The sequence below is a fragment of the Faecalibacter macacae genome (genome assembly GCF_003687725.1).
GTDB lineage: Bacteria > Bacteroidota > Bacteroidia > Flavobacteriales > Weeksellaceae > Empedobacter > Empedobacter macacae.
This window is the reverse complement of the sequence record NZ_RDOJ01000034.1, coordinates 1-3,354: the sequence shown is the minus strand read 5'-3', so window position 1 is coordinate 3,354 and position 3,354 is coordinate 1. Positions and strand designations below refer to the sequence as shown.

Genomic DNA, 3,354 nt, shown 5'->3' with positions numbered 1-3,354 from the left:
AGCCAAAGCTGTGAGTCTTTTGGTAAATTTAATAAAAAAACAAAAGCAAACAGCTTTTGGCGGCTAAAAGGGCGAGAAGTTCAATTTTGCACTTTACCCCGCATTTTGCCAAGCCGATGTTAGCTGACGTTTTTTTATATTTCAATTTTTCTTGCAGTCCAATTTCCATTTTTAGAATATTTCCATATTTTCCATTGTTTGTCTGAAATTTTAAAAGGTAAAAAGGTTTTCATATTTTCAATATATTCTTTTTCATAATTATTAATTTCATCAAATGGAAAAGCAAACCAAACTGAAACAGTTGATTTTTCAGATAGCCTTAAATATATTTGAGAAGGTTTAAGTCTAAAATCAATTTTTGGAATTAGTTTTTGATTAGGTAATTCGATTTTTGTTTTAGCATCTTTAAAATAAAAATTCCATTTGAAGTTAAGTGAGATTGCACCAGTTGAATTTTCAGTCAGTTTTTTATTAAGTTTTAGAATATGAAATCCTTTTTCAATTTGTTTTTTTGTTAATGTCCAATTCCAAGATTTATTCAAACCATCATTTCTATATTTTGGAATTCCAAATGTTAGAATTAAATTGAATATGTTTTTTAGAATTGAATATTTATTTTCAGCAGATTCATATAAACTTAATTCAATTTCTTCGTTATAAATTTTTGATGCGTAATTTTCTAAAAATTGTCTAATTTCTATGTAGTTTTCTTTAAAATCTTTATTTTTTAATGAATGTGCACCACCTGATTTTATTGGTAAGCCTTCATATGAGAGAAATGTTTTCATAAAATGTCAGCTAACGGGCCGCGGCTTGGCGAAGAACGGGAGAGAAATTGAGCGAAAGCTCAAGTTCGTCCGTTCAAGCAAATTGCTCTTTTCTAAAACTAATTTAAGTTGAAGTTTTAAGAAAAGCAATTTTGCGAGCGGAAAAAGATGGGATGAAAGTTTACTTTCAGCCCGTTTTTCGTAAATACTATGTTATATGTAGTTTTATTTTGAGGTATTTTTAAAAACTATTTTATTGTAAAAGTTTAATGAATAAAATGATACGAATAAAAGTAAAGTAGGAAATTAAAAATACAATATTATTATTGAAAATAATGTATTTATATCCATTTTACTATCAGGACTAATACATATAGCAATTGCTAAAATAAGTAAACTTATAATGATTAAACTAATAACAGATAATCTAATTAAAATGTAATTTGATTTAGTTTTAAATGTAATTAAGTCAATTTTATTATTTTTTAAATCATAATAATAGTCACATAAAGAAAAATATTTACCAGAATTTTTTATGAAGAAAACATATAGTATAGGCATAGGTAAACAACAAATAAAAGTTATTATATAGCTGGAGATTTTAGAAAAGCTATTTATAAAATTTGTGTGTCCTTTCATAGTTTATTTAATAAAATTACATATAACGGGAAACGCATTGGCGAAGTGGCGGGTAAATTGGACGGAAAGTTCAATTTAGCAGTAACGTAGCCGATGTGTTTCCACAGAAGCTAAATTAACTAAAAAAGCTGAATGTGGAACACATTCGGCGGCTTAATATGTAGAAACTTTCAATTAGTCGTGAACGCCGCCATTTTGCCAATGCGATGTTATATGCCGTTTTTATTTCATTTCTTCAATTGGGACTTGATTGTTTGAGTTACTTATCAAAACTGCGTAATCAATAAAATCTGTCGTAGCTTTTCCTTTTAAAACTTTACCATTACTCTTTTTTAGAAAAAGTTTTACTTCTTTCAAGTCTGTTCCACTATTGTAAGGTGAGTTTTCATTATTAAGTCTGAAAAGTGTTATATCTGATAATTTTGTGTTTTTCAGTTTCTTGATACCTTTAAAATACTCTTTCCAATAATCTCCAATTCCGTAACCTTTTTCGGTTGTATAGCTTTGGTAATTTCCTTGTTTATCATAGACTTTATCCCAAAGAACTTCACTTTTAGTTAAGTATCCAATAACAGTAATTACTTTGTTTCGCTCATAAACGTTTTGTTCTATCAATCTTGTAAAAAATGATGGATAATTTTGTTCACGTTCTTTTTCAAGATGAAAAAAACCATACTTGGCAAATTGCTTTTTTGTTTCAAGATGGTAGATGTCTTTTAGATAAACGTAGTTTTCAAAAATTATTTTTTCTCTATCTCTTTCTCCATCAAAATTTTGAGCAATATTTTTCAGAATATGATGAAAACTTATTGTGTCGTTAATTTTATGAACGTAAATATTTTTATTCGTTTCGTAATCGTTGATAAAGTTTTTTAGAAGTTGAACTGTTTCTTTTTTACGAATACTAAAATCAAAATCTTTTTCTGTCGATATTTTGTTTAATTCATCTTTCGATTTCCAATTTTGGATATTTTCGGTTAAAAGTAAGATGTGCTTTATGGGAAACTTATATTCGTTGATAACATCGAAACCAATCACTTTTATTGGATTACTATTGTATGATTGGTTTAACAATCTCAGGTTTTTCCAATGCTCAAAAGTTTCGATTGTTCCTTCCTGACTTACAATGGTCTGAAAAGCCAAGACCAATTCTTTCAAAAGTTCTTCGTTGCCTGTTTCTAAATATTGTTGAAAGAAAAATGCTTGACTAAAATTTGTTTCGGGAATATAATAGTCAAGAGCATTTTGTTTATTCAGATTTTGAATCAGTCGTAGTTCGGCATCATAAGTCTTAGCACTTCCGTGATAAGCTCCAAAACCAACTATTTTGAAGTCTGTTTGTGGAAATTTAAAGTCGGATTTCTCAATGTCAAATCGGTTTTGCTTTAGATAGTCTTTTTTGTTTTGCGAAAATACAGTTAGAGAAAATGTTAGGATAAGGATTGTTAATATGTTCTTCATACGTTTTTTACTAAACACGATTCTGTTATTCGATTTGTTACATTCTGTTTTCGGAAGCGTTGTTCTAAAATGGCATATAACGAGCCGAGTATTTGCGAAGAACGGGAGAGAAGTTGAACGTAAGTTCAATTTCGTACGTTCAAGCAAATTGCTTGGCTGAAACTAAATTAGAAAAAAGTTTTTTGATAAGCAATTTTGCGAATGGAAAATATTGACAAAAAAGTTAGCCTTCAGCCCGTTTTTTCGCAAATACTTTGTTAGCTGTAGTACTTTTTAATATGATTCATCAGGTTTCCACTTTATTTCTTCCATTATTTCTTCAAATGTGAACTTGCCTAATTTTATTATATTACCTTTTTTGTCAATATATCCATGTCTTTCACATTGAATTGAATAATGATTACAAATATTATCATGTTCATGCTTACCCCAAGGTATTTTTTTACAATTTTCAGCAATTATTGCATGACCATTATGAAATGAGGTT

The 3,354-nt window shown here is 28.5% G+C and carries 2 protein-coding genes and 1 pseudogene; all 3 read right to left on the bottom strand.

The window, feature by feature from the left end:
- Positions 1 to 134 precede the first annotated feature (134 nt).
- Positions 135 to 788 carry a hypothetical protein gene (locus tag EAH69_RS13735; RefSeq protein WP_121935787.1) on the bottom strand — a complete coding sequence of 218 codons (654 nt, stop codon included), beginning with the start codon at positions 786 to 788 and terminating at the stop codon, positions 135 to 137.
- Positions 789 to 1,628: 840 nt separating this feature from the next.
- Positions 1,629 to 2,867, bottom strand: coding sequence for a TraB/GumN family protein (locus EAH69_RS13730; protein ID WP_121935786.1), 1,239 nt, complete (start codon positions 2,865 to 2,867; stop codon positions 1,629 to 1,631).
- Positions 2,868 to 3,140: 273 nt separating this feature from the next.
- Positions 3,141 to 3,354: pseudogene (locus EAH69_RS14025) on the bottom strand (hypothetical protein); the annotation flags it as partial.